Origin of the sequence: Streptococcus pneumoniae (assembly GCA_040719455.1) — a bacterium.
GTDB lineage: Bacteria > Bacillota > Bacilli > Lactobacillales > Streptococcaceae > Streptococcus > Streptococcus pneumoniae_G.
The window spans coordinates 307879-333600 of record JBFDTN010000001.1; the positions used below are offsets into that span (position 1 = coordinate 307879).

The following is a 25722-nucleotide window of genomic DNA, read 5'->3' on the forward strand; positions in this document are numbered from 1 at the left end:
TCTGTTGCACTTCATTTTACAACGGGGGACTTGAAAAAATTTAGTTTTTTAGCGGACAAGTTCTAGTAAATTATGTAGAATAAAAGAGTAGAACCTCAATCCTTAATCGGTAAGCACCTACTATTCGATTAAGGAGATGACAATGACAAAAGCTTGTATTTATTTACGATTATCACGAGACGATGGAGATAATGTTGAAAGCAACTCTATTATTAATCAACGCTCGCTTTTGCGAGACTATGCTAGAAAGCATGATATTACAATCTTAGAAGAATTTGTGGATGATGGTATTAGTGGACTGACCTTTAACCGTCCTAATTTTATCCGAATGATGACGATGGTTGATGAGAAAATAATTGATACCATTCTGGTTAAAGACCTATCTCGCTTTGGGCGAGACTATATTGAAACGGGTAAGTATATTCAGAGAATCTTTCCTGCTATGGGGGTTCGGTTTATCTCGGTTAACGATCATTATGATAGTTTGACGGCAGATACGAATGAAACCCACTTGGTGATACCAATTAAAAGCCTCATCAATGATAGTTACTGTCGAGATATTTCTATGAAAGTCCGCAGTACCCAGAAAGCCAAGAGACAAAAGGGAGAATTTATTGGAGCTTTTGCCCCGTACGGCTATCGCAAAGATAAAAACCAAAGAAATCATTTGGTAGTAGATGAAGCTGTTCGTCCTATTATTGAGAAGATTTTTTCCTTGAAGTTAGAAGGCTACTCGTCAAATGCAATCGCAAACTATCTAAACCACATTGGTGCTAATACCCCTGGACAATACAAGAAAGCGAATCAAGAAAATTTCAAAGGTTTTTATAGTTATGTTCATAAGTGGGATACTAAGATGGTGAATCGTATTCTAACCAATCGCGTCTATGTCGGAGATTTAGAACAAGGGAAACATACCAAGCTTAATTACAAGTCTCAACGCTTAGTTCAGGTGAATCCCGAAGATTGGATACGAGTGGCAGATACCCATGAGAAGATTATCTCAGAAAGCACATTTGAGATTGCCAATAACCTCTTGCTTCGAGATGTTAAGCATGGTAAGGATAAACCGAATATCTTTGCAGGACTGTTGTTTTGTGGAGCTTGTAAGGCTCAAATGTTACAGAGGAAGAACCGTTATAAAGGCAAGGCAAGCATTCAGTATATTTGTAGTACCTACAATAAAGGACAAGGGTGTAGTCGTCATGCCATAAAATATGAAATACTCCTTGAGGTGGTATCAACCTTAGTTCGTCAACACCTTGATTGGAAGTCTCGCTTGATTGAACATAGTCCCAAGTATCTTGATAAAGAACAGTTCTTTGAGATTGACTTTACTAGTTTGATTGCGGAGCGTCAGAAATATGAACAATTGCTTCAATCTCTCTATATGGATTTGGATGATGGATTGATCGACGATGCAGAATATCAAGAGTTTCAACGAAGCTATCGCCAAAAGCTCAAAAGGATTGATAATACGATTGTCCAAAAGAAAAGAGTAGCACAAGACCTCTATGAGAAATTGCAGAATAAGCAAGCATGGTTGGAAGAATTGAGTAATTCACGAGAGGAAGAAGAACTAAATCGCCTAGCCCTAGTGACCTTGCTAGACCGAATTGAGATTCATGAGGAACAGGAGCTAACGCTGGTGTTCCACGATATAAAAGAGTTAGAAATCCTCCAACAGCTTGCTCAAGTTAAAAGGGAGGTGGTCTAATGGCTCGTACGAAACAGCGTTATCGCTCAGAAGTGACAGAAGAAATTTCCATTCAGACTTATCGAACAGGGATTTATGTTCGTCTATCAAAAGAACGGACGGAAACCTGGCGGAACAAATCTCAATCCTTGGACAGCCAAGAGAGTCTTGCTCGGACTTTTGCCAAAGAGCATGGCTTAAGCGTCGTCAAATGTTATGTGGATTATGAATACTCAGGAACCAATTTCAACCGTCCGGCCTTTCAAGAGATGATGGAGGACATCAAGAAAGGAGCTATCAACTGTATCTTGATTCGAGATTTATCTCGTTTAGGACGAGATTATATTGAGATGGGACGTTTGATTGATAAAGTCTTCCCATTCCTAGGTGTTCGATTTATCTCTATCAATGATCAATTGGATACGCTCCATGGATTGGAAGAGAAGAAGTCTTTTGAAGTGGAAATTAAGAACTTAGTCAATGATTTATATTCAAAAGACATTTCAAAAAAGGTCACAGCTCACAACATCCATCAAGCCAGTCAAGGATATTACATCGGTGGTTTTGCTCCATACGGCTATCAGCTAGTAAAACATGAACGGGGGATAAAGCTTGCTATTGACCCTCTTGTGAAACCTATTTTAGATCTGGTCTTTAAGATGTTATTAGAGGGTAGCTCACTGTCTAAAGTAACGAATCACCTGAATCAACAACAGATTGCCATTCCTACTTCTTATAGGAGAACAGGACACTTGTATCGAACTGAGGAGGATACCAAAGTATGGAGAAGTCCTAATCTTCTTCGTTTAGTTCAAAATCCAGTCTATCTAGGACATCTCGTGCAACGAAAAACCAACAAGAATCTATCTGCAGAAGAGTATGTCCGCTTTGAGTATGCACACGAATCCTACCTCACTCAAGATGAGTATGATAAGATGGTATCTTTGTTTCGAAATCGAAAGCATGTCTGGAAATCAGCCATCCCTAAAACTCCGAACCGTTATAAGGGACTCCTTTATGCTCGAGATAGTTCAACTCAAATGTATCGCTATTGTAAGCATTTTTCAGGTAAGAAATCGGATTATGATTATTACTACTTTATGGATTATGTTTATGACACGGCTACATCCAACAAGCAAAGCGTTTATATTAGCGAACAAATGTTAGATAAGATGATGATACGGATACTTCAAGATGAAATGATACGACTAGGGGATTTCGAAACCTTATTATCTAGTTTAGAAAAAAAGAAAGAACAGTGTATTGCCACTTATCAAAAACAAGCTGCTCGACATCGTCAGACAATTATGCATCTGCGAGCAGAGCTAGGTGATCTTTATGCGTCCTATAGCTTGCTTAGGGAGAGCCAGTCGGACTATCTAGCGCAAAAATCTGAAAAATATACAAAAATTGAAACACTATCAACAGAAATCACCAACTGTGATATATCGATACGACAAGTGGAAGTAGAGTATCAGAGGCAAGTGCTTTGGCTCAAGAATCTTTTCAAAAGTCAGAAACAAATAGTCTTAACCGAAGACCTATTAAGCGGTTTGATCGAACGTATTGAAGTAGATATTGATAAGAATATCACTGTCACATTTAACTGTCAGATAGGTGGTGATTGCGATGTCTAAAGTTGCTTTGTATATGCGTTTATCTGTCGATGATTATGATCGTGATGAGAGTAATTCTATTACCAATCAACGCTATTTACTGCATTCTTTTTTAGATGCTTCATCTGAATTCCAGGCATTTCAGCGATTGGAGTTTGTGGACGATGGTTTTTCAGGAACAAGCGTCAATCGACCTGCCTTTCAGCGTCTGATGGATAAGGTTAAATCAAGAGAGATTCGTGCAATTATAGTCAAAGACCTATCTCGCTTTATGCGTGATTATTTGGAATTGGGGAACTATCTGGAGAACATTTTCCCCTTTCTAGGTGTCCGATTCATTGCTTTAAATGATCAATATGATAGTCTAATGTCTGAAAATAATGGTTTGGAGATTGATGTATCCTTTAGAAATCTGCTCAATGATTTTTACGCCAAAGATGTCTCTGAAAAAGTTAAAAGTGCCATGAATACCATGAAACGCTCAGGGAAAAATATGAGCTGGCTGCCTCCGTTTGGTTATCTGAAGGATCCGGAGGACCGATTTAGAATTATTATTGATGAAGAAGTCGCTTCGATTGTGAGACGAATTTTTCAATTGTGTATCGAAGGACTGGGAACTCAGTACATAGCTAGGTTACTCAACGAAGAGAAGACGATTACTCCAGCTGAACGAAAGATGCAGATTAGTCAAGCGAGATATCAAAAGTCTATCATTTTGACTGATGAGCAGACAAGAAATGTATGGACAAAAACAAGTGTCCGACAGATTTTAAAAAATGAAGCCTATAAAGGGACCTATCTCTTTAATACAAGAACCTATATCAATGGCAAACATTACAAGAGACCTGAATCAGAATGGGAACGAATTGAGAACAATCACGAGGCAATTATACCAGTAGAAATGTTTGAACAGGCTCAACAAGCTTTAAAATCAAGGATTACTGGCAAAGTCAAACAGAAACAAAATCATGAGTTAAGACAAAGTCTGTTAAGAGGCTTGGTATTTTGTGAGCATTGTGGTCATCGCTTATTATTTCAGGGAAACCGTAACCAACGTCATTATTTTTACTGTTTATATTGTAAAAATCAGGGTGATGAAATGAAATATTGTCGTTCGGATAAAATTGAACAAGAGATTATGAAGAGCTTAGCTCCTAGGTTAGAGGCTACTCGTCCCAAACAGTCAAAAGCTAATGTCCTTCGAGAGATTGAGTGTTTGAAAGCACAAAAATTATCCTGTTTTCAGGACTATAAGGAAAATAACCTGAGTCGAGACGCTTATATCAGTAAGAAGCAGCTAATTGATAAGGAAATCGTTGACTTAGAAGAAAATCTGCAAGCAAGAGATGAACTGCAATTACCAAGAAATAATAGCTTGACAAAAGAATTGTTAGAAACTTACGTAGAAAAAGTCATTGTGGACTGCTTGGGATTTTTCAAGGTAGTTTATAAATAATTAGAGAGGAGATCTGTTTAGGTCTCTTTCTTAGTAACAAGAATTGTGCTATAATTGGGTAGAAATGAATTAGAGAAAATGATGTCATTTGCTTGACATAAGAGGGCAGAGTGGAATATTTGGAACTTCCGAGAGATGCTGCTAGGCGTGAGAGTATGGAAGAAGTGAATCAAGAGATCCAACTAGGGGCAATTTTACATGAGGATAGTAATGTCGATGAAACTAAGCAAGCAGTATTTACGCGCTTGGTGTATGAGGCAAAACTTGTGGCTGAGCGTCCCATTATCTTAGATCCAGAGGAACATAGCGACTATCGATGGATTTCTTCCTTGGCAGAATTGGAGGGAGAAAGTGTTGTTCCTTATCTTCAACATCTGATTCCTTAATCTTTAACTCAGCCAAATATTCTTTTTTAAGGTATAATAGAAATAAAAAAGGAGAATATGATGGCTAGTAAGATGTTGCACACCTGCTTGCGGGTTGAGAATTTAGAAAAATCAATCGCTTTTTATGCGGATGCTTTTGGATTTAAGGAATTGCGTCGGAAGGATTTTCCAGACCATAAGTTTACGATTGTTTATTTGGGCTTGGAGGGTGATGATTATGAGTTGGAATTGACTTATAATTATGATCATGGTCCTTATGTGATTGGAGATGGTTTTGCCCATGTGGCACTCAGCACACCTGATTTAGAAGGCTTGCACCGTGAGCATAGCGAAAAAGGTTACGAAGTGACAGAACCAAAAGGTTTGCCAGGAAATCCACCAAATTACTATTTTGTCAAAGATCCTGATGGCTATAAGGTTGAAGTCATTCGTGAAAAATAATAGTATCAAATCCATTCTAGTACGATATGCTAGAGTGGATTTTTTAGTACATGAAATATTTTGATAGATTTTGAGAGATAATGCTTGACTTTGATAGAAATTTGGATATAATAGATACTGTAAACGATTGCAGAAGGAGGACTTATGTTAAAATCAGAAAGAAAGCAAGTGATTTTAGCGGAAATCCGCCATCATCGTGTGGTCTCCTTAGATCAACTAACACAAGCTCTAGAGACTTCTGAATCCACTGTTAGAAGGGATTTGGATGAGCTAGAAGCAGAAGGTCAGCTCAAGCGAATTCATGGAGGAGCAGAAAGTATTCACTCGCTCCAAGAAGAGGAAAGCAATCAAGAAAAATCTATCAAAAACGTTCAAGAAAAAGAGCGAATTGCTCAAAAAGCAGCCAGTTTGATTCGAGAACAGGAAGTGATTTTTATTGATGCAGGTACGACTAATGAGTTGCTCATCAAAGAGTTGACAAACAAGCAAGTGACGGTGGTGACCAATTCGATTCATCATGCGACCCAGTTGGTGGAAAAGCAAATCCCAACAGTGATTATCGGAGGGATGGTCAAAAACTCAACCGATGCTAGTATTGGTGGAGTTGCACTCAATCAAATTGGCCAGTTGAATTTTGATAAGGCCTTTTTGGGGATGAATGGTGTTGATGAGGAATGCTATACCACTCCTGATATGGAAGAAGGAGCAGTGAAGCGAGCGATTTTAGACAATGCGAAGCAGACTTATATCTTGGCAGATGGCTCAAAGATTGGCTATTCTTCCTTTGCTAAGGTAGCTCCTCTAAAGCGTGCTAGTTTGATTACGATTAAGGGCACGTCTCCCCTTTTGCAAGTATTAAAAGAAAAAACGGAGGTTATAGAAGTATGATTTATACTGTAACACTCAATCCGTCCATTGACTACATTGTCCGCTTGGATAAGGTCGAGGTCGGGAGTGTGAATCGCATGGAAAGCGATGATACCTTTGCCGGTGGAAAAGGAATTAACGTTAGCCGTGTCTTGAAACGTTTGGGAATGGAAAGTACTGCGACTGGTTTTATCGGTGGTTTTACAGGGAAATTCATCACCGACACTTTAGAAGAAGAAGCTATCGCAACGAACTTTGTCACAGTAGCAGAGGATACGCGGATCAATGTGAAAATCAAGGCAGATGCCGAAACCGAGATTAACGGAACAGGGCCTTTTGTTTCAGATGAAAAATTAGCAGAACTAAAAGCGATTTTAGAACAATTATCTGCCGATGATACGGTTGTCTTTGCAGGATCTAGCGCTAAAAATCTAGGCAATGAAGTTTATAAGGAATTGATTCCTTTGGCTCGAAAATCCGGTGCTCAGGTGGTTTGTGATTTTGAAGGTCAGACGCTTCTTGATGCTCTTAGCTATGAGCCTTTATTGGTCAAGCCAAATAATCATGAATTGGGAACTATTTTCGGTGTAGAGTTGAAGGATTTGGATGTGATTGAGCAGTATGCGAGAGAATTGCTTACAAAAGGTGCTCAGCATGTCATTATTTCCATGGCTGGAGACGGTGCTCTTCTTGTGACTCAAGAGGGAGCTTACTTTGCAAAGCCAATTAAAGGTGTTGTTAAAAATTCAGTCGGTGCGGGTGATTCGATGGTGGCAGGATTTACAGGAGAGTTTGTTCGTAGTCACGATCCACTTGAAGCCTTCAAATGGGGAGTAGCGTGTGGAACAGCAACTACCTTCTCAGATGACTTGGCAACGGCTGCTTATATTGAGGAAATTTATCAAAAAGTTGAGGTAGAAAAACGATGAAAATTCAGGATTTACTGAGAAAAGATGTGATGTTGCTAGATTTAGCAGCAACTGAAAAAGTGGCAGTTATTGAAGAAATGATTGCAAGCTTGGTGGAGAATGGCTATGTGACAGATTTTGAAACCTTTAAAGAAGGGATTTTAAAGCGTGAAGCTCAGACATCCACTGGTCTAGGTGATGGGATTGCCATGCCTCACAGTAAAAATGCTGCGGTAAAAGAGGCGACAGTTCTCTTTGCTAAATCAAACAAAGGGGTAGATTACGAAAGTTTAGACGGTCAGCCAACAGACTTGTTCTTTATGATTGCAGCGCCAGAAGGAGCAAATGACACGCACTTGGCAGCTCTTGCAGAATTGTCCCAATACTTGATGAAAGATGGTTTTGCAGATAAATTGAGACAAGCAAGCTCGTCAGACGAAGTCTTGGCTTTGTTTGACCAAGCAGAAGAAAAATCTGAACCAGAAGTAGTTGCCCCAGTCAATGGCGATGACTTTATCGTTGCGGTAACAGCATGTACCACAGGAATTGCACATACCTATATGGCTCAAGAAGCGCTTCAAAAAGTAGCAGCAGAAATGGGCGTTGGTATCAAGGTGGAAACCAATGGTGCAAGTGGTGTCGGCAATCAATTAACAGCAGACGATATCAAATGTGCCAAAGCGGTTATCGTGGCTGCAGATAAGGCTGTTGAGATGGAGCGTTTTGATGGCAAGAAAGTCATCAGTCGTCCAGTAGCAGATGGGATTCGTAAAACTGAAGAACTCATCCATTTAGCTCTGAATGGTGGTGGTGATGTTTATCATGCTAGCCAAAAAGAGGCAACATCAAGCAGCGCAAGTGCGGCAGGTGGTTTTTACAAGCACTTGATGAGCGGTGTCAGCCAAATGTTGCCATTTGTGATTGGTGGCGGTATTCTGATTGCTCTTGCTTTCCTATTTGACCAATTTATGGGTGTGCCTAAGGACTCGCTTGGTAGTCTTGGTTCTTACCATGAGATTGCAGCGATTTTCAAGAGTATTGGTGGGGCAGCCTTTGGCTTTATGTTGCCAGTTTTAGCGGGTTATATCGCCTATTCTATCGCGGAAAAGCCAGGTTTGGCACCCGGTTTTGTAGCTGGTAGCATGGCTTCTGCTGGACTTGCCTTTGGAAAAGTACCATTTGCAGCAGGTGGCGAAGCAAGTCTTGCGCTTGCAGGAGTGTCTTCTGGTTTCCTTGGAGCACTTGTGGGAGGATTCCTTGCAGGTTATACCGTTAATTTCTTGAAAAAAGCCCTAGCAGGTCTTCCAAAATCCTTGGAAGGAATCAAGTCAATCCTTCTTTATCCATTGCTTGGAACGATGGTTACTGGCTTGTTGATGCTTCTTGTCAATATTCCAATGGCAGCTATTAACACAGGCTTGAATAACTTCCTTGAAGGCTTGTCTGGTAGCTCAGCTGTTCTCCTTGGTCTTGTCGTAGGAGGCATGATGGCGATTGATATGGGTGGTCCTTTCAATAAAGCGGCCTATATCTTTGGTACAGGAACACTTGCAGCAACGGTATCAACAGGCGGATCAATCGTGATGGCAGCTGTTATGGCAGGCGGAATGGTGCCTCCGCTTGCAGTCTTTGTAGCAACGCTCTTGTTCAAAGATAAATTCACAGAAGAAGAACGCAATTCTGGTTTGACCAATATTGTCATGGGATTGTCATTTATCACTGAGGGTGCGATTCCATTTGGTGCAGCAGACCCAGCGCGTGCTATTCCAAGCTTTATTGCAGGATCAGCTTTAGCAGGAGCTCTTGTAGGTTTGGCAGGTATTAAGCTGATAGCTCCACACGGAGGAATCTTTGTTATCGCTCTTACCAGCAACCCAATCTTGTACCTTGTCTTTATCTTGATTGGCGCTATTGTCAGTGGTATCCTCTTTGGTGCCCTTCGTAAACCATTGAACAAATAAATCTTAACTCTCAAAGCAATGCTTTGGGAGTTTTTTGCTATTATTTTATGAAAATTCAGAATTTAGAAAATTTTTAAGAGATAGAGAAAATCCTTTTAGAATGGTTTGTATTTTTGGTATAATGGATACTATTGAATAAAAAGGAGATGTTTATGATTAAAAAAGGTTCGTTAACAGGACTCCTCCTGTTTGGTATATTTTTTGGTGCTGGAAATCTGATTTTCCCACCAACCTTAGGTGCTTTATCAGGTGAGAACTTCTGGCCAGCCATTAGTGGATTTGTCTTGTCTGGTGTGGGGATTGCAGTTTTGACCCTCATTATCGGAACGCTCAATCCTAAGGGCTATGTGTCTGAGATTTCTCGAAAAATCGCTCCTTGGTTTGCAACGGCATATCTTGTAGCGCTCTATTTATCAATTGGTCCTTTCTTTGCGATTCCACGAACGGCAACGACCGCTTATGAAGTAGGAATTGCGCCACTTCTATCAGGAAGCAGCAACTGGGGCTTGTTGCTCTTTACGATTTGTTATTTTGCAGCAGCTTATTTGATTTCCCTCAATCCATCGAAGATTTTGGACTTGGTGGGGCGTATCTTAACTCCCTTATTTGCTTTCTTGATCGTTGTTTTGGTCATCTTAGGAGCAATCAAATATGGAAATGCAGAGACTCTTGCAGCGTCTGGAACTTACATGAATGCAGCGTTTGGAACAGGATTCTTAGAAGGATATAATACGCTTGATGCCCTTGCCTCTGTTGCTTTTAGTGTAATCGCCGTTGAAACCATGAATCAACTTGGTTTTGCTTCTAAAAAAGAATATGTATCGACCATCTGGGTTGTCGGAATCGTAGTAGCTTTAGCCTTTAGTGCGCTGTATGTCGGACTTGGTTTCTTGGGAAATCACTTCCCAATCCCAGCAGATGTGATGGCATCTGACGCCAACAAGGGTGTTTATGTATTGTCTCAAGCAACACAAGCGATCTTTGGACCAAGTGCACAGATTTTCCTTGCCATCATGGTGACGATGACCTGCTTTACAACAACAGTGGGCTTGATTGTATCAACCTCAGAATTCTTTGTCAAAACCTTCCCGAAATTCGGCTATAAGGTCTATGCAACGCTCTTTACCTTGATTGGCTTTGGTATTGCGAATATCGGCTTGTCTGCCATCATTCAGTATTCAGTGCCAGTTTTGCAAATCCTATACCCGATTACGATTGCTATTGTTCTTTTAGTGATTGTCAATCGTTTGGTTCCTTTGTCAAAAAGAGGCATGCAAATTACGATTGCTTTGGTGACAATTATCGCCTTTGCGACAATTCTTGGAAATCAGTTTAACCTAGAAGGGCTTAATCAACTGATTAATAGCCTGCCATTTGCAGATGCGTCGCTCCCATGGTTAATGCCAGCCTTGATTGGTTTGGTGATTGCCTTTATCTTGCCAGATAAGCAAGTTGCAGAGAGCTTTGAAATGGAATAACTGGAAACATCTATCACGAAAGTGGTAGATTTTTTGTATCATAGTCATTTAGTTTTAATTTATTACCTTGTTAACTCGTCTTACCTAGCTCCAGTTATGTCTGCGCCTTGTTGCCTCGTACTAAATCAAAATTAAATAGCTATAAAATGACTATCATTCAAGGCCTTTTTGAGACAGCTAAGGAATATCATGCCAGTTTTGAAGTGATATTTGTACTGATTTTAGTTTGCTTATATCTTAAAAGAACATGTTGTTCATTATGTAAGGCAAAGGAAGATAAGTAGTAAAAAACTGTTTATCTCCAAGTTGAAGTTAGCTTTTTTGCCTTGGTATTATTCTATTTTCTTGTCAAATAATTAAAATTCTTCTTGACAAAATCTCAGCTTTGATATACAATTAAAAACGGTTACAATGTTATTACGAGTGTAAGCATGACGTAGCTCAATCTTATAATATTATAAAATGGATGTTATCGCATGATTGCGAGCAGGAACCTATTTATACGATGCTTTTTTGGCGTACGATAAATTAGGTTCCTTTTTGTTTTTAGGGAAACAATTTATGATCATAAAACGAATTTTAAACCACAATGCAGTTATTGCAACGAATAAGAAAGAAGTCGATATTCTACTGTTTGGTAAGGGAATTGCCTTTGCCAAGAAGGTGGGCGATGAGGTTAATGTTGATAGTATTGAAAAAAGCTTCCTGTTAAAAAATAGGGACAATATGACGCGATTCACGGAGCTTTTTATCAATGTGCCGCTGGAGTTGGTCTATATCTGCGAAAAGATTATTAACCTCGGTAAGATAAAATTAGGCAATAATTTTGATGAAATTATCTATATCAATCTGACAGATCATATTCAGTCAAGTATCGAACGTCATAAGGAAGGGATTGTGATTACCAATCCTCTCAAATGGGAAATTGCTAAATACTATCCTGAAGAATACAAGGTTGGGAAACAGGCCTTGGAGATTATCAAGAAAGATGCGAATATTGAGCTGGCAGAAGATGAGGCAGCCTTTATTGCCCTTCATTTTGTCAATGCTAATCTTGAGAATAATTTTCAAGAGTCTTATAAAATAACCGAAATTATCATGAAGATTGAACAGATTGTCAAAAATTTTTATGTGACAGAGTTTGATCAAGAATCAATCGAGTATTATCGGTTCATCACCCATATCAAGCTCTTTGCCCACCGTTTGCTAGCGCATGAATATTATCAGGAAGATGACGATGATGATTTGCTGGCTCTGATGAGTAAAAAATATCCCAAAGAATATGAATGTGGGCAAGAAGTTGCTCACTATATTCAGGATGAATATGACTATCGCTTGAGTTCAAGTGAATTACTGTATTTAACAGCCCATATACGTCGTCTAACAAAAAATCTATACTAATTCTAAGGAGAAAGAGATGAAATACAAAGAAACTGCCCAAGCTATTTTAAAGGCTGTTGGGGGAGAAGCTAATGTTGTCAGTGCAACCCACTGCGTGACCAGACTGCGCTTGGTTTTGAAAGATGAACAAGCCGTATCTGATGATGTTGTGAAAAACATTCCAAACGTGATTGGTGTCATGCGTAAGAATGGTCAATATCAGGTAATTTTAGGAAATGATGTTGCTAATTACTACCAAGCTTTTGCAAAGCTAGGACATTTTGGTGGAGAGGCGCAGCCTTCAACTGAGAAAAAAGGAAATGTTTTTGCTACTATTATCGAATATATTGCAGGATCGATGACTCCTTTAATTCCAGCTATGTTGGGAGGAGGAATGCTAAAGGTTCTCGTTATTATCCTACCAATGCTGGGATTATTGCCTGCTGATTCGCAGACCATTGCCTTTTTAAGCGTTTTTGGTGATGCGCCTTATTATTTCATGCCAATCTTTTTAGGATTTTCAGCCGCTAAAAAGCTACATGTGACACCGATTTTGGCCATGTCCGTCGCTGGGATTCTACTGCATCCAAACTTTGTCCAAATGGTGAACGACGGTAATCCTATGGCTCTCTTTGGAGCGCCTGTTACACCAGCTAACTATGGCTCGTCGGTTATTCCAATTCTCATCATGGTTTGGTTGATGAAGTATATTGAAACAGCGGTTAATAAAGTAGTTCCAGCCGTGACCAAAAGTTTCTTGCAGCCAACCATTGTCTTGTTTATCTCTGGTTTTATCGCTCTTGTTCTTGTTGGTCCTCTTGGAGTGATTGTCGGAGATGGTTTATCTAACCTTATTCAGCAAATGTACGGAGCAGCAGGTTGGTTGACTTTGGCAATTTTGGGAGCAATTATGCCATTTATCGTCATGACAGGAATGCACTGGGCTTTTGCACCGATTTTCCTAGCAGCATCTGTTGCAACACCTGATGTCTTGATCTTGCCAGCTATGCTCGGTGCCAACCTCGCTCAAGGGGCAGCATCTATGGCAGTAGCCCTAAAAAGTAAAAATCAAAATACCAAACAAATCGCTTTTGCAGCAGGATTTTCAGCGCTTTTAGCAGGAATTACGGAACCAGCCCTCTACGGGGTAACCTTGAAATATAAGAAACCAATTTATGCAGCTATGATTGGTGGCGGTGTAGCAGGACTGTTTGCTGGAATCGTGGGCTTGCGTGCTTATCTCTTTGCAGTGCCGTCCTTGATTGCCTTGCCACAATTTATCAATGCGGACCAACCTGCTAATTTCACAAATGCCTTGATTGCGGCTGCACTCAGTATCACAATCAGTTTCGTACTTGCCTATATTTTAGGAATTGATGAAGAACCTCAAGTAACGAATTTAGAAAATGTCCCAACAGGTGCTTCAACGACTAAAAAGATTGTCTCACCATTGAAAGGAAAGGTCCTTCCACTTGAACAAGTAAACGATGAAACATTTGCAGGAAAATTGCTCGGTGAAGGTATTGCCATTGTGCCGTCAAATGGAACAGTTGTCTCTCCGATTAAGGGAGTGGTATCATCTGTCTTTCCAACCAAACATGCGATTGGTTTGATAAGCGAAGACGGAGTAGAAGTGTTGATTCATTTCGGTCTAGAGACGGTCAATCTCAAAGGAGAAGGCTTTACGAGCTTTGTGAAAGAAGGAGATAGTGTTCAGCAAGGAGATAAACTTCTCGAAGTGAATCTTGACGACCTTATCGAAAAGGGGTATGATGTAACAACACCGATTATCGTAACCAATACCCAAACTTTCCTGGATGTCTTGCCAATGACGGATAAGACAGAAGTGGAAAAAGGTGACGATATACTAGCGATTTTATAAAAGACTGTAGAAGGAGGATGAAATGGGCGTATTTCCAAAAGATTTTCTATGGGGTGGTGCCTTAGCCGCTAACCAAGTTGAGGGAGCTTATAATGTGGACGGAAAAGGGTTGTCTGTCCAAGATGTCTTGCCAAATGGTGGTCTAGGAGCATGGACAGAGAATCCCACTCCTGACAATTTAAAGTTAGAAGGAATTGATTTCTATCATCGCTATAAGGAAGACATTGCTTTAATGGCAGAAATGGGCTTTAAGGTCTTTCGGACTTCGATTTCTTGGAGTCGTATTTTTCCAAACGGAGATGAGGAGCAACCAAATGAAGCAGGTCTGCAATTCTACGATGATTTATTTGATGAATTGCATAAACATGGGATTGAGCCTCTGGTCACCCTGTCTCACTACGAAACTCCGCTCTATTTAGCTAAAAATTATCACGGCTGGATCAATCGAGATATGATCGGATTTTTTGAAAAATATGCCCGTACAGTCTTTGAACGCTACAAGGACAAGGTTCGGTATTGGTTGACCTTTAACGAAGTGAATTCTGTCTTGGAACTTCCTTTCACCAGCGGTGGAATTGATATTCCAAAAGAAGAGTTGACGAAGCAAGACTTGTATCAGGCTATTCACCATGAATTGGTTGCCTCCAGTTTGGTGACAAAAATCGCTCATGAAATCAATCCAGATTTCAAAGTAGGTTGTATGGTTCTTGCCATGCCTGCCTATCCTATGACGAGCGATCCAAAGGATGTCCTAGCTGCCCATCAATTTGAGAATTTGAATTATCTCTTCTCTGATATTCACGTTCGTGGGGAGTATCCAAATTATGCCAAACGTTTCTTCAAGGAGCATGGAATTGAGATTGCTTTTGCTGAAGGCGATGCTGAACTTTTGAAATCCTATCCCGTTGATTTCCTCTCTTTCAGTTACTACATGAGTATTACGGAAGCCTTTGACAAGAGCAAATATGTCTCGGGACGCGGAAATATCTTGGGCGGTCTCAGCAATCCATTTTTGGAAGCCTCTGATTGGGGCTGGCAGATTGATCCGATTGGATTACGTTTGGTTCTCAATCGATACTATGATCGCTACCAAATTCCTTTATTCATTGTCGAAAACGGACTTGGTGCAAAAGATGAGTTGGTAGCAGGGCCAGATGACAGCCTGACAGTTCTTGATGATTATCGGATTGATTATATGCAAAAGCACTTGGAGCAAGTCAAAGAAGCTCTCTTAGACGGAGTAGAGATTATGGGATATACCTCTTGGGGCTGTATTGATTGTGTGTCCATGTCGACAGCAGAAATGTCTAAACGCTACGGCTTGATCTATGTCAACCGCCACGATGACGGAAGCGGAGATCTAAAACGCTATCGTAAACAATCATTTTACTGGTATAAAGATGTTATTGCCAGCAATGGTGAAAATCTCTAACATATAGTTATGTTTTATTCTCCTTTATTATGTCGTTAACGCATCTTATCTAGTACTAAATAAAAACTAAATAAGCACACTTTACATCTATCACGAAAGTGGTAGATTTTTTGTATTATCTTATCAAATTCTAGTTTTTTCGCATTAAATTCTCTAGTTTTTAGAGAAAAATAGGACTATACTAAAGATACAAAATGATAAGGAGTGATGGCGATGACCTCATTTGTATTTCTGATTTCGGTGTTTTTAGCGGGAATTTTATCCTTCTTCTCACCTTGTATTTTACCGCTTTTACCAGTCTATGTAGGCATTTTACTTGATTCAGACGAACCAAGAACCGTGCGATTTTTAGGATTTGAGATTGCCTGGTATGGCATTGTGAAAACTCTCTTTTTCATCGCAGGTCTATCCATGGTTTTTATTACCTTAGGATATGGAGCAGGGTTTCTAGGAAATCTTCTCTATGCTGCTTGGTTCCGTTATCTCTTGGGGGCTATCGTCATTATTCTTGGGATTCACCAAATGGGGATTATCAATATCTCTCAGCTGCAAAAGCAAAAGAGTGTGCAGTTCAAGCAGGATAAAAAGAGAAATGATTTTTATAACGCTTTCTTGCTAGGCTTGACCTTTAGCTTTGGTTGGACCCCTTGTATCGGTCCGGTCCTCAGTTCAGTCTTAGCGATTGCAGCTTCTGGTGGAAATGGGGCTTGGCAAGGTGCTGTTCTTATGTTGCTCTACACACTTGGCTTAGCGATTCCTTTCTTGCTTGTTGCCTTGGCGTCATCTTTTGTATTGCGTTATTTTAGCAAAATCAAGCCTTATATGGGGACGCTTAAAAAAATCGGTGGATTCATCATTATCTTGATGGGGATTCTCCTCATGCTTGGTAATCTCAATATTTTTGCACAAATTTTTGGATAATCTATTTATAAAAGGAGAAATCTCATGAAAACAAAGACTTTACTAATGGCTAGCTTACTGTCTCTTGGTCTTTTAACCGCTTGCTCGACTCAAAAGACGGATGATATGAGAAAGTCAGATGACAGCTCTATGATGAAAAAAGAAGACAAAATGTCTGATGACAAGAAAATGAGTGATGATAAGATGTCTGATAAGGACAATATGAAAAAAGACGACATAAAAGATAAGATGTCTGATGAAAAGTCCATGAAAGAGGACAAAATGTCTGACAAAGACGGTATGAAGGATGATATGAAAGACAACATGTCTGATGAGAAATCCATGTCCGATGATGAGATGAAAGACGAAGAGAACATGTCTGATGAGATGAAAGACGAAGAGAACATGTCTGATGAGATGAAAGATGAAAACTAGGAGGATGAAGATGAAAAAACGTAGTTTATTCATAACAGGTCTTGCTTGCTTAGGGATTTTAACGGCTTGTTCGACTCAAGCAGCAGAAGACAGTAAAAAAACAGATGACAGCTCCATGATGAAAAAAGAGAACAAGATGTCTGATGATAAGAAAATGAGTGACGATAAAATGACTGAAAAAGACAGTGTGAAAGGAGAGGCTATGAATGATGGCAAACCGGCACCAGACTTTAGCTTAGAAGGTGTGGATGGAAAAACTTATAAACTCTCTGATTTCAAAGGTAAAAAGGTCTATTTGAAATTCTGGGCTTCTTGGTGTTCGATTTGTTTATCAACTCTAAGAGATACTGATGATTTGGCGAAGATGGCTGAAAATGAAGATTATGTCATTTTAACAGTCGTATCTCCCGATCACATGGGTGAAAAATCAACCGAAGATTTCAAAGAATGGTACAAGGGCTTGGATTACAAACACATGCCAGTCCTCATTGACCCAAGTGGTAAATTGCTAGAAGAATACGGTGTTCGTGCTTATCCAACCTCAGCCTTTATCGGTAGTGATGGCGTCTTGGTAGAAGTCCATCCAGGCTTTATGGACAAGGCAGGCATTGAAAGTAAATTGAAAGAAATCAAATAGGAGGTGACCTATGGAAGGTAAAATGAGATTGTTCTTAGTCATTGGAGCTATTTGCTTGGTGCTAGGATTGATGATCTTTGGAGCTTATCGCAACCAATCACCTTCTGCCACTGCCCAAATCAAGGAGGCGGCGGTGAGCCAAGTCAATCCAGTAGCAGAAAAAAAGGAGAAGAAAACCATGAAAGAAGATCTTCGTGAAATCTATCTTGCTGGCGGTTGTTTCTGGGGCGTAGAAGAATACTTCTCACGCGTTCAAGGAGTGACAGATGCTGTTTCTGGCTATGCTAATGGTAAAGGAAGTACGACCAAGTATGAATTGGTCAGCCAGACAGGCCATGCGGAAACCGTCAAAGTGACTTATGATAAAAATCAAGTATCGTTGCGGGATTTACTGCTTCATTACTTCCGCATCATTGACCCGACCAGTGTTAATAAACAGGGAAATGACCGTGGAACTCAGTATCGTACAGGAGTTTACTACACAGACAAGGAAGACTCCGCTGTGATTGAGCAAGTCTTTGATGAGCAGTCTAAGAAATTGGACAAACCGCTTGCTGTTGAAAAAGGTGCCTTGGAAAACTTCATTGAAGCAGAAGAATACCACCAAGACTACCTCAAGAAAAATCCGAATGGCTACTGCCATATCAATGTCAACCAAGCTAGCTATCCTGTCATCGATGAAAGTTTGTACCACAAACCAAGCGATGAAGAAATCAAGAAAATGTTGACCGCAGAAGAGTATGCAGTCACTCAAAAAAATGATACGGAGCGTGCTTTCTCAAACCGATACTGGGATCAATTTGAAGACGGTCTTTATGTAGATATCGTGACTGGTGAACCTCTATTTTCTTCAAAAGATAAGTATGAATCTGGTTGCGGCTGGCCAAGTTTCACACGTCCAATCAGCCCAGATGTCGCAACCTATAAAGATGATACCAGCTTTAACATGGTGCGCACTGAGGTCAGAAGTCGTGTCGGAGATTCCCATCTAGGTCATGTCTTTACAGATGGTCCGAAAGACAAGGGAGGTCTTCGCTACTGTATCAATAGCCTTTCTATCAAGTTTATTCCAAAAGCAGAAATGGAAAGTCAAGGATACGGCTACCTCTTAGACTATGTTTAAGAGTTGCAAAATAGCATACAATAGGGTGAGGTTGAACCTCGCCTTATTTGCTTGAGTTTGCTATACTAGAGAGAGGATGTAAGATAGGAGTGTGCGATGTATAAACTCATGATTGTAGAGGATGAATACCTTGTTCGGCAGGGAATTTCTTCCTTGCTTGATTTTGAAAAGTTAGGGATGATGGTCTTGGCAGAAGCTGAAAATGGCTTAGCGGCTTGGGAATTGTTTCAGAAAGAGCAGGCAGATATTCTCTTGACCGACATCAACATGCCTCATATGAATGGTATTCGCTTGGCGCAGCTGGTCAAGGAGCATTATCCAGAGACCCATATCGTTTTTTTGACGGGTTATGATGATTTTGATTATGCGCTCTCGGCTGTTAAGTTAGGTGCAGATGACTATCTCCTCAAGCCCTTTTCTAAAGCGGATGTGGAGGAGATGTTGCTTAAAGTCAAGGACAAACTAGATCGAGAAGAAAAGCGCCAGCAGATTAGTGATTTAGTCCAGCAAAGTGAGGAATCAAGTCTCGCGCAACTCATTCAAGAACGCTTGGCAGACCAAGATTTGTCCCTCAAATCGCTGGCTCAGAACTTGGGTTTTAGCCCTTCTCACCTCAGCGTTGTTTTGAAAAAAGAGCTAGGCATGCCCTTTCAAGATTACCTCATTCAAGAGCGGATGAAAAAGGCCAAACTCTTGCTCTTGACGACGGAGTTGAAGATTTATGAAATAGCAGAGCAGGTAGGCTTTGAAGATATGAATTATTTTTCTCAGCGTTTCAAGCAGGTTGTGGGGGTAACACCACGCCAATTTAAAAAAGGAGAACAAGGATGAAACGCTATTCTCTGTTTGTCCAGTTAGTCGTCTATGTGGCGGTCACGATGCTATTTCTTCTTGGAATTGTCGGTGCGGTTTATTATCATACTAGCTCAAGTGTGATCCGAGACACGACTGAGCAAAGTACGCAAAATACCATTTCCCAAAGTGGGCAATTCGTCCAGTCCTATTTGGAAAAACTAAAAGAAACAACCAGCAGCCTTGCAGGAAATGACTTGGTCAAGCTCTACGCAGAAGACTCCACTGCTCAACATGAGGAGAATTTGCGCAAGTTGTTTGATACCATTTTATCCACTGACCGAGATTTGATTTCAGCTGTCCTTGTCACAAAATTGGGTCACTTGGTGTCAACGGATGAGGCGGTCAGTATGAAGACCTCTAGCGATATGATGAAGGAAGCCTGGTACCAAGCAGCCATTCATGAACACGCCATGCCTGTCCTGACTCCCGCACGCCAGAACTTATCCGAATCAAGCGACAAGTGGGTCGTTTCTATCACCCAAGAAGTGGTGGATGAAAAGGGAGAGAATCTGGCTGTCGTCCGCCTTGATATTGCCTACGATACCCTATCACGCTACTTAGATAGTCTGCAACTGGGGGAAGATGGCTTTACCTTTATCATCAATAGCAACCATGAATTTGTCTATCATCCAGAAAAGAGTGTCTATTCATCTAGTCAAGAGATGAAAGCCTTAGAGCCATATATTGAAGCGCAGAATGGTTACGTCAATCAAGGATCTGTCTATGTCTATCAGTACCAGATTCCTCAGAGCGATTGGGTGATGATAGGGGTAGCTTCGATGGAAAATCTCCACGAATTGCAACGTAAAATCATGATGTCTTTTGTAGGGACAGGACTGGTAGTGCTCGTCATCTGTCTCTTGGGAATTTGGTTCATCCTGCGCCACTGGATTAGACCCTTGCGGGATTTGCAGGAAACGATTTTGGAGATTGGAAATGGCAATGCGAGCCTTCGTGCCAAAGAAGAAGGAGCGCCTGAATTGGTGGACTTGGCGCAGCAATTTAACCGCATGCTAGATCAGGTAGATAAACTGATGCTTGCCGTCAAGGAAGAAGAGCAAAATGTCCGTAAATACGAGCTTCAAGCCCTCTCTAGTCAAATCAATCCTCACTTCCTTTACAATACCTTAGACACCATCGTTTGGATGGCGGAGTTTAACAATAGTGAGAAAGTGGTGGACGTGACCAAGTCGCTTGCCAAGTATTTTCGCTTGGCGCTCAATCAGGGAAATGAGCAGATTGCTTTGAAAGATGAGATTGACCACGTTCGCCAGTACCTCTTTATCCAGAAGCAGCGCTACGGGGACAAGCTGACCTACGAAATTGAAGAAGATGCGCGTTTTGATGACTTTCAACTGCCCAAGCTCGTCTTGCAGCCCTTGGTTGAAAATGCCATTTACCATGGGATTAAAGAAATCAAAGGTCAGGGCTTGGTGCGCGTGTCAGTCAAGGAAGAAGGAGAGTCACTTGTTGTGTCGATTTCAGACAATGGGCGCGGTTTTATCGCTCATGATACGACAGAAAATCTCTTGGTCAGGCTAGGTGGTGTTGGTCTGAAAAACGTGGATCAGCGTTTGCATTTGCAGTTTGGAGATAATTACCGGATGGATATTGATTCCAAACAAGGTAGCTACACGAGGATTTCCCTATATTTTCCACTGTCTAGCAAACAGATTGATTGAGAAATAGAACCTTTTATGTTATCATAAGGATAGAAAGAAAAGGAGGACGAAGATATGTCTTTAAACTTAGATGAATTAGCAGGCGGATTGAAAGAACAAGCTGGCAAATTGGTTGGCGATAAGAAAACAGAAGTCGAAGGAGCTGTTGAAAAAGTTGCAGCCGAGGCTAAAGAACTAGCAGAAGATGCAACAGAAAAAGCAAAAGGCTTGGTTGAGGATGCTAAAGGTGCCGTAGAAGGCGCAGTTGAAGGTCTTAAAAACGTCTTTGGCAAATAAAAAATAGCAAACATCTCGTAAGAGATGTTTTTTGATAATAGAAGCTTCCCAATAGACTTGTAATTATGCTTAATTGGTGGTACAATAAACGAGTGAAAAATAGAGGAAATAGTCGTTACAAATTGTTCATTTGGCAATATATTCTTGGCGTGGTCTTGGTCTTATCTGTACTAGCTTTTTCATTTTTGTATGTCTTAGAAACAGCGATGAGTCCCTATCGTTTAGAGAAAGATTCTGGCAAGGCGATTGCTCAAAAGTATGCAGATTTAACGGAAGTTGACAGTTTTGATTTTTTTCATGGAAAGGACTCCTATGATAGCTTTCTAGGTAAGAATAGCAAGGGAGAAAAAATAGCTGTCTTGATTCAAAAAAAGAATGGCAAAATCTATGTCTATGACTTGGACAAGGGGATTTCTCAAGAAGACGCAAAAACCATTGCTAAAGAAAATGGAGCTAATGAGATTGACAAAGTAACCTTTGGCTATTTTAAGGATCAGCCGATTTGGGAAGTCAAATCTAGCCAGACCTACTATGCTATTACTTTTGAAGGTGGGCAGTTGCTCGGCAAGGAGGGAATATGAAGTTATCAAAACGAGTACTTGAAATGGAAGAAAGTGTGACCCTGGCTGCGGGAGCGCGTGCCAAGGAATTAAAGGCACAAGGCAAGGATATTTTGTCCTTAACCTTGGGCGAGCCTGACTTTACCACGCCAGACAATATCCAAGAAGCAGCTATTTCTGCTATCAGAGACGGTCGTGCCAGCTTTTACACAGTAGCAAGTGGGCTTCCAGAATTGAAAGCAGCGATTAGTGACTACTTTGAGAAATTTTACGGCTATGCAGTCGCTCCTAATCAAGTGACGGTGGCAACAGGGGCAAAATTCTCCCTCTACACCTTTTTCATGAGTGTCATCAATCCCCTTGATGAGGTGATTATTCCCACTCCTTACTGGGTCAGCTACGCCGACCAAATCAAAATGGCAGAAGGTGTGCCAGTCTTTGTTCAGGCAACAGAAGCCAATGACTTCAAGGTGACGGTGGACCAGTTAGAAGCTGTGCGTACCGACAAGACCAAGGTCCTCGTGCTCAATTCACCGTCGAATCCGACTGGAATGATCTACAGCAAGGACGAGCTCCTCGCAATCGGAAATTGGGCTGTTCAGCACGATATTCTGATTTTGGCAGATGATATTTATGGACGCTTAGTCTATAATGGTCATACTTTCACACCGATTTCAAGCCTGTCTGAAGCTATTCGCAAGCAGACGGTGGTCATCAATGGTGTGTCTAAGACCTATGCCATGACGGGTTGGCGGATTGGCTATGCAGTCGGTGAAGCAGAGATTATTTCTGCCATGAGTAAGATTGCAGGCCAGACGACGTCGAATCCGACAGCAGCAGCTCAATATGCAGCCATTGAAGCGCTTAGCGGCGAGCAAGATACGGTAGAGCGCATGCGCCAAGCCTTTGAAGAAAGGCTCAATACTATTTATCCTTTGCTTGCAGAAGTGCCAGGATTTGAAGTTGTCAAACCGCAAGGTGCCTTCTACCTCTTCCCAAATGTCAAAAGAGCCATGGAAATGAAAGGCTTTACGGATGTAACTGACTTTACCACGGCCATCTTGGAAGAAGCAGGGGTTGCCCTGGTGACAGGTGCAGGATTTGGTGCACCAGAAAATGTCCGTCTCAGCTATGCGACAGATCTTGATACCTTAAAAGAAGCCGTTAAACGCCTGAAAACCTTTATGGAAAATGATTGAGGGATCTTTATGATTGACCATTTTAGTATTCGAGTCAAGGATCTGCAAGCCTCAAAAATATTTTATACAAAAACGCTCGCTCCCCTCGGCTATGAAATCCGATTTGATAATGCCCATGCCGTGAGTTTTGGAGAGGCAGAGAATACGGATCCCGGTGGCGATTTCTGGCTAGAAAAGGGGCAACAAGTTCCCATGCATTTTGCATTTCATGCCAAAACACATAGAGAAGTGGACTTGTTTTATCAGGCTGGTTTAGCAGCTGGAGCTAGGGACAATGGAATGCCAGGTTTGAGACCACACTACCATAGCAATTATTATGCTGTTTTTTTGATAGATCCAGACGGTAATAACATTGAAGCTGTCTGCCATTCTCAAAACAAATAGCAAGCGAATGACGCTTACTATTTTACCGAAGAAAATAACAATATTACGATAGAAGAAAGAAAAGAGAAATTATGTCTAAAGATTTAGTATCCATTATTGATGTCAAAGACCATGTTGGGGAAAAAGTGACCATTGGCGCTTGGGTTGCCAACAAATCAGGTAAAGGAAAACTTGCCTTCTTGCAACTCCGTGACGGAACTGCCTTTTTCCAAGCCGTTGCCTTTAAGCCAAACTTCATCGAAAGCTTTGGTGAAGAAGAAGGAACAGCCAAGTTTGATACAGTGAAACGCCTCAGCCAAGAAACATCTGTTCTTGTGACAGGGATTGTCAAGGAAGATGAGCGTTCAAAATTCGGCTATGAATTAGATATTACAGACCTTGAAGTGGTCGGTGAATCAAAAGATTACCCAATTACACCGAAAGAACACGGAACTGACTTCCTCATGGACAACCGTCATTTGTGGTTGCGTTCCCGCAAGCAAATGGCCATTATGCAAATCCGCAATGCCATTATCTATGCGACCTATGAATTCTTTGACCAAAATGGCTTCATCAAGTTTGATAGCCCAATCTTATCTGGAAATGCAGCAGAGGATTCCACAGAACTCTTTGAAACAGACTATTTTGGCACTCCTGCCTACTTGAGCCAATCAGGCCAGTTGTACTTGGAAGCAGGTGCCATGGCTCTTGGTCGTGTCTTTGACTTCGGACCAGTATTCCGTGCGGAAAAATCAAAAACCCGTCGCCACTTGACCGAGTTCTGGATGATGGACGCTGAGTATTCTTTCTTGTCACACGAAGAGTCGCTTGACTTGCAAGAAGCCTATGTTAAGGCGCTTATCCAAGGCGTCCTAGACCGTGCACCACAGGCGCTTGAGACCTTGGAACGCGATACTGACCTCTTGAAGAAATACATTGCAGAGCCGTTCAAACGTGTCTCTTATGATGATGCGATTAGCCTCCTTCAAGAGCATGAAGCAGATGAAGATACAGACTACGAACACTTGGAGCATGGGGATGACTTTGGTTCACCGCATGAAACATGGATTTCAAACTACTTTGGTGTGCCGACCTTTGTCGTGAACTACCCAGCTAGCTTCAAGGCTTTCTACATGAAACCAGTCCCTGGTAATCCAGAACGCGTGCTTTGTGCGGATCTTCTTGCACCAGAAGGCTACGGAGAAATCATCGGAGGATCTGTTCGTGAGGATGACTACGATGCCCTTGTAGCCAAAATGGATGCCCTTGAAATGGACAAGTCAGAGTATGAATTCTACCTTGACCTACGTAAATATGGATCTGTACCGCATGCAGGATTTGGAATTGGTATCGAGCGTATGGTGACTTTCGTCGCTGGAACCAAGCACATCCGTGAAGCTATTCCATTCCCACGTATGTTGCACCGTATTAAACCGTAATAAGATTCCTTGCTTGATAATCCAAGCAAGGATTTTTTAATAAAAACTAGAAAAAATAAATTCAATATGTTATAATGATAGAAAAATTTCTCGGAGGTGGATCAGATGAAAAAAATCATCGTTTGTATGGGTTTGAGTTTGTCTTTATTTGCACTTGCCGCTTGTGGAAAGACTCAGAAAGAAACAAGCCCAGAAGCACCAGCCGTACAACAAATCGTTGGTAAAGAAGCGCCCACCTTTACGATCAAGGATAAAGAAGGAAAGGGCGTATCTTTGGCTGATTTTAAGGGCAAAAAAGTGTATATTAATCTTTGGGCTAGTTGGTGCGGTCCGTGTAAACAGGAAATTCCTGAGCTTGAAAAGGTGTATCAAGCCAATAAAGACAAGGAAGATTTGGTTTTCTTATCCGTTGTTTCCTCTGCTGAAAAAGAGTTTGAAAATGAGCGACCAGCTGAGCAGGAAAAGGAAAAGATACTGGAAGTAGCAGATGAGCTAGGTATCACCTATCCTGTCTTATTTGATACTAAGGATCAAGTCTTTACATCCTATCAAGTCAGAGCCTTTCCAACCCATGTTTTTATCAATAGTGATGGAGAGATTCAACAAACGGTCATGGGAGGGATGACAGAAAAGACTCTTCAAGAACAGTTGGATAATTTGAAATAAATCGTTTATGAACAATCAAGGCTAGATATAAGATTTCTAGCCTTTTTTCAAACTTTTGTTGCTAGAAAAGAGCAGATATGCTAT

At 41.0% G+C, this 25722-nt stretch carries 24 protein-coding genes; all 24 read left to right on the forward strand.

What is annotated here, in order from left to right:
- Positions 1 to 142: 142 nt before the first annotated feature.
- The 24 genes from AB1I63_01440 to AB1I63_01555 all read left to right on the forward strand — a co-directional run bounded on the left by AB1I63_01440 (position 143) and on the right by AB1I63_01555 (position 25638).
- On the forward strand, positions 143 to 1717 hold the full coding sequence (locus tag AB1I63_01440) for a recombinase family protein (GenBank protein ID MEW4353552.1): 1575 nt from the start codon (positions 143 to 145) through the stop codon (positions 1715 to 1717).
- On the forward strand, positions 1717 to 3333 hold the full coding sequence (locus tag AB1I63_01445) for a recombinase family protein (GenBank protein ID MEW4353553.1): 1617 nt from the start codon (positions 1717 to 1719) through the stop codon (positions 3331 to 3333). The genes AB1I63_01440 and AB1I63_01445 overlap by 1 nt, the downstream gene beginning before the upstream one ends.
- On the forward strand, positions 3326 to 4768 hold the full coding sequence (locus AB1I63_01450) for a recombinase family protein (protein MEW4353554.1): 1443 nt from the start codon (positions 3326 to 3328) through the stop codon (positions 4766 to 4768). Before AB1I63_01445 ends, AB1I63_01450 begins: the two co-directional genes overlap by 8 nt.
- Before the next feature lie 110 nt (positions 4769 to 4878).
- Positions 4879 to 5154, forward strand: a complete 276-nt coding sequence (locus tag AB1I63_01455) for an NUDIX hydrolase (GenBank protein MEW4353555.1) — start codon at positions 4879 to 4881, stop codon at positions 5152 to 5154.
- A gap of 60 nt (positions 5155 to 5214) precedes the next feature.
- Complete coding sequence (locus tag AB1I63_01460; GenBank protein ID MEW4353556.1) at positions 5215 to 5595, forward strand: VOC family protein; 381 nt, start codon at positions 5215 to 5217, stop codon at positions 5593 to 5595.
- A 144-nt stretch (positions 5596 to 5739) separates the two neighbouring features.
- On the forward strand, positions 5740 to 6483 hold the full coding sequence (locus AB1I63_01465; GenBank protein MEW4353557.1) for a DeoR/GlpR family DNA-binding transcription regulator: 744 nt from the start codon (positions 5740 to 5742) through the stop codon (positions 6481 to 6483).
- Positions 6480 to 7391: a 1-phosphofructokinase gene (gene pfkB / locus AB1I63_01470; protein ID MEW4353558.1), complete on the forward strand. Its 912-nt coding sequence runs from the start codon at positions 6480 to 6482 to the stop codon at positions 7389 to 7391. Before AB1I63_01465 ends, pfkB begins: the two co-directional genes overlap by 4 nt.
- Complete coding sequence (locus tag AB1I63_01475; protein MEW4353559.1) at positions 7388 to 9331, forward strand: fructose-specific PTS transporter subunit EIIC; 1944 nt, start codon at positions 7388 to 7390, stop codon at positions 9329 to 9331. The genes pfkB and AB1I63_01475 overlap by 4 nt, the downstream gene beginning before the upstream one ends.
- A 152-nt stretch (positions 9332 to 9483) precedes the next feature.
- Positions 9484 to 10809: a branched-chain amino acid transport system II carrier protein gene (gene brnQ, locus AB1I63_01480; protein ID MEW4353560.1), complete on the forward strand. Its 1326-nt coding sequence runs from the start codon at positions 9484 to 9486 to the stop codon at positions 10807 to 10809.
- A gap of 561 nt (positions 10810 to 11370) precedes the next feature.
- Entirely contained in the window at positions 11371 to 12210 is an 840-nt protein-coding gene (gene licT / locus AB1I63_01485) for a BglG family transcription antiterminator LicT (protein ID MEW4353561.1), read from the forward strand.
- Positions 12211 to 12226: 16 nt separating this feature from the next.
- The gene (locus AB1I63_01490) at positions 12227 to 14071 is read left to right on the forward strand and encodes a beta-glucoside-specific PTS transporter subunit IIABC (GenBank protein ID MEW4353562.1); all 1845 of its coding nucleotides are present in this window, start codon (positions 12227 to 12229) and stop codon (positions 14069 to 14071) included.
- A gap of 22 nt (positions 14072 to 14093) precedes the next feature.
- Positions 14094 to 15503, forward strand: coding sequence for a glycoside hydrolase family 1 protein (locus AB1I63_01495; GenBank protein MEW4353563.1), 1410 nt, complete (start codon positions 14094 to 14096; stop codon positions 15501 to 15503).
- Between the two features lie 213 nt (positions 15504 to 15716).
- Positions 15717 to 16424 carry a thiol-disulfide oxidoreductase-associated membrane protein CcdA2 gene (ccdA2, locus tag AB1I63_01500; protein ID MEW4353564.1) on the forward strand — a complete coding sequence of 236 codons (708 nt, stop codon included), beginning with the start codon at positions 15717 to 15719 and terminating at the stop codon, positions 16422 to 16424.
- A gap of 24 nt (positions 16425 to 16448) precedes the next feature.
- Complete coding sequence (locus AB1I63_01505) at positions 16449 to 16838, forward strand: hypothetical protein (GenBank protein MEW4353565.1); 390 nt, start codon at positions 16449 to 16451, stop codon at positions 16836 to 16838.
- Between the two features lie 10 nt (positions 16839 to 16848).
- Positions 16849 to 17475 carry a redoxin family protein gene (locus AB1I63_01510; GenBank protein ID MEW4353566.1) on the forward strand — a complete coding sequence of 209 codons (627 nt, stop codon included), beginning with the start codon at positions 16849 to 16851 and terminating at the stop codon, positions 17473 to 17475.
- Between the two features lie 10 nt (positions 17476 to 17485).
- Positions 17486 to 18598 carry a peptide-methionine (R)-S-oxide reductase MsrB gene (gene msrB / locus AB1I63_01515; protein MEW4353567.1) on the forward strand — a complete coding sequence of 371 codons (1113 nt, stop codon included), beginning with the start codon at positions 17486 to 17488 and terminating at the stop codon, positions 18596 to 18598.
- Between the two features lie 96 nt (positions 18599 to 18694).
- Positions 18695 to 19429, forward strand: a complete 735-nt coding sequence (locus AB1I63_01520; GenBank protein MEW4353568.1) for a response regulator — start codon at positions 18695 to 18697, stop codon at positions 19427 to 19429.
- Entirely contained in the window at positions 19426 to 21135 is a 1710-nt protein-coding gene (locus AB1I63_01525) for a sensor histidine kinase (protein MEW4353569.1), read from the forward strand. The genes AB1I63_01520 and AB1I63_01525 overlap by 4 nt, the downstream gene beginning before the upstream one ends.
- A gap of 54 nt (positions 21136 to 21189) precedes the next feature.
- On the forward strand, positions 21190 to 21411 hold the full coding sequence (locus AB1I63_01530) for a CsbD family protein (GenBank protein MEW4353570.1): 222 nt from the start codon (positions 21190 to 21192) through the stop codon (positions 21409 to 21411).
- Positions 21412 to 21566: 155 nt separating this feature from the next.
- Positions 21567 to 21992: a DUF5590 domain-containing protein gene (locus tag AB1I63_01535; protein ID MEW4353571.1), complete on the forward strand. Its 426-nt coding sequence runs from the start codon at positions 21567 to 21569 to the stop codon at positions 21990 to 21992.
- Positions 21989 to 23170, forward strand: a complete 1182-nt coding sequence (locus AB1I63_01540) for a pyridoxal phosphate-dependent aminotransferase (protein ID MEW4353572.1) — start codon at positions 21989 to 21991, stop codon at positions 23168 to 23170. Before AB1I63_01535 ends, AB1I63_01540 begins: the two co-directional genes overlap by 4 nt.
- Before the next feature lie 9 nt (positions 23171 to 23179).
- Entirely contained in the window at positions 23180 to 23554 is a 375-nt protein-coding gene (locus AB1I63_01545) for a VOC family protein (GenBank protein ID MEW4353573.1), read from the forward strand.
- Between the two features lie 71 nt (positions 23555 to 23625).
- Positions 23626 to 24972 carry an asparagine--tRNA ligase gene (gene asnS / locus AB1I63_01550; GenBank protein MEW4353574.1) on the forward strand — a complete coding sequence of 449 codons (1347 nt, stop codon included), beginning with the start codon at positions 23626 to 23628 and terminating at the stop codon, positions 24970 to 24972.
- Between the two features lie 105 nt (positions 24973 to 25077).
- Positions 25078 to 25638, forward strand: coding sequence for a TlpA disulfide reductase family protein (locus AB1I63_01555; GenBank protein MEW4353575.1), 561 nt, complete (start codon positions 25078 to 25080; stop codon positions 25636 to 25638).
- The last annotated feature ends 84 nt before the right edge of the window (positions 25639 to 25722 follow it).

Excerpts from the sequence above, each read along its gene's own strand:
- AB1I63_01440 (MEW4353552.1), top strand. The coding sequence starts at position 143 with ATGACAAAAGCTTGTATTTATTTACGATTATCACGAGACGATGGAGAT.
- AB1I63_01445 (MEW4353553.1), top strand. The coding sequence starts at position 1,717 with ATGGCTCGTACGAAACAGCGTTATCGCTCAGAAGTGACAGAAGAAATT.
- AB1I63_01450 (MEW4353554.1), top strand. The coding sequence starts at position 3,326 with ATGTCTAAAGTTGCTTTGTATATGCGTTTATCTGTCGATGATTATGAT.
- AB1I63_01460 (MEW4353556.1), top strand. The coding sequence starts at position 5,215 with ATGGCTAGTAAGATGTTGCACACCTGCTTGCGGGTTGAGAATTTAGAA.
- AB1I63_01465 (MEW4353557.1), top strand. The coding sequence starts at position 5,740 with ATGTTAAAATCAGAAAGAAAGCAAGTGATTTTAGCGGAAATCCGCCAT.
- pfkB (MEW4353558.1), top strand. The coding sequence starts at position 6,480 with ATGATTTATACTGTAACACTCAATCCGTCCATTGACTACATTGTCCGC.
- AB1I63_01475 (MEW4353559.1), top strand. The coding sequence starts at position 7,388 with ATGAAAATTCAGGATTTACTGAGAAAAGATGTGATGTTGCTAGATTTA.
- brnQ (MEW4353560.1), top strand. The coding sequence starts at position 9,484 with ATGATTAAAAAAGGTTCGTTAACAGGACTCCTCCTGTTTGGTATATTT.
- licT (MEW4353561.1), top strand. The coding sequence starts at position 11,371 with ATGATCATAAAACGAATTTTAAACCACAATGCAGTTATTGCAACGAAT.
- AB1I63_01490 (MEW4353562.1), top strand. The coding sequence starts at position 12,227 with ATGAAATACAAAGAAACTGCCCAAGCTATTTTAAAGGCTGTTGGGGGA.
- AB1I63_01495 (MEW4353563.1), top strand. The coding sequence starts at position 14,094 with ATGGGCGTATTTCCAAAAGATTTTCTATGGGGTGGTGCCTTAGCCGCT.
- ccdA2 (MEW4353564.1), top strand. The coding sequence starts at position 15,717 with ATGACCTCATTTGTATTTCTGATTTCGGTGTTTTTAGCGGGAATTTTA.
- AB1I63_01505 (MEW4353565.1), top strand. The coding sequence starts at position 16,449 with ATGAAAACAAAGACTTTACTAATGGCTAGCTTACTGTCTCTTGGTCTT.
- AB1I63_01510 (MEW4353566.1), top strand. The coding sequence starts at position 16,849 with ATGAAAAAACGTAGTTTATTCATAACAGGTCTTGCTTGCTTAGGGATT.
- msrB (MEW4353567.1), top strand. The coding sequence starts at position 17,486 with ATGGAAGGTAAAATGAGATTGTTCTTAGTCATTGGAGCTATTTGCTTG.
- AB1I63_01520 (MEW4353568.1), top strand. The coding sequence starts at position 18,695 with ATGTATAAACTCATGATTGTAGAGGATGAATACCTTGTTCGGCAGGGA.
- AB1I63_01525 (MEW4353569.1), top strand. The coding sequence starts at position 19,426 with ATGAAACGCTATTCTCTGTTTGTCCAGTTAGTCGTCTATGTGGCGGTC.
- AB1I63_01530 (MEW4353570.1), top strand. The coding sequence starts at position 21,190 with ATGTCTTTAAACTTAGATGAATTAGCAGGCGGATTGAAAGAACAAGCT.
- AB1I63_01540 (MEW4353572.1), top strand. The coding sequence starts at position 21,989 with ATGAAGTTATCAAAACGAGTACTTGAAATGGAAGAAAGTGTGACCCTG.
- AB1I63_01545 (MEW4353573.1), top strand. The coding sequence starts at position 23,180 with ATGATTGACCATTTTAGTATTCGAGTCAAGGATCTGCAAGCCTCAAAA.
- asnS (MEW4353574.1), top strand. The coding sequence starts at position 23,626 with ATGTCTAAAGATTTAGTATCCATTATTGATGTCAAAGACCATGTTGGG.
- AB1I63_01555 (MEW4353575.1), top strand. The coding sequence starts at position 25,078 with ATGAAAAAAATCATCGTTTGTATGGGTTTGAGTTTGTCTTTATTTGCA.